At 74.6% G+C, this 409-nt stretch carries 1 protein-coding gene and 1 pseudogene; both read left to right on the top strand.

The window, feature by feature from the left end; genetic code table 11:
* Positions 1-330, top strand: a 330-nt coding sequence (locus CCN29_RS30070) for a roadblock/LC7 domain-containing protein (protein ID WP_086685687.1), incomplete at its 5' end; no start/stop codon positions are given.
* A gap of 2 nt (positions 331-332) precedes the next feature.
* Positions 333-409, top strand: a pseudogene (locus CCN29_RS30075) (DUF742 domain-containing protein); the annotation flags it as partial.

Here is a 409-nt window from a genome sequence, read left to right on the forward strand (position 1 = left end):
GACGGACTGGTGAAGTCCGTCCACGGCCTCGACCCGGACGCCGCCGACCACATGGCCGCCCTCGCCTCCGGCCTGTACTCCCTCGGCCGCAGCGCCGGCATCCGCTTCGGCGACGGCGGCGACGTCCGGCAGGTCGTCGTCGAGCTCGACTCGACGCTGCTGTTCGTCACCACCGCCGGGTCCGGCACCTGTCTCGCCGTGATGGCCGGCCGCGAGGCCGACGCGGCGGTGCTCGGCTACGAGATGGCGATGCTGGTCAAGTCCGTCCGGCCGTACCTGATGACCGCCCCCCGGCAGCAGGGCGTCGAGCCCCCTGCGATGAGGCCTTGAGCGTGCGGGCGGCCGGGGACGGGCCGTGGCTCGACGACGCGGCCGGCCGGCTGGTGCGCCCCTTCACGGTCAGCAACGG

This window comes from Streptomyces pseudogriseolus (genome assembly GCA_002154585.1).
In the GTDB taxonomy this organism is placed as follows: domain Bacteria; phylum Actinomycetota; class Actinomycetes; order Streptomycetales; family Streptomycetaceae; genus Streptomyces; species Streptomyces pseudogriseolus.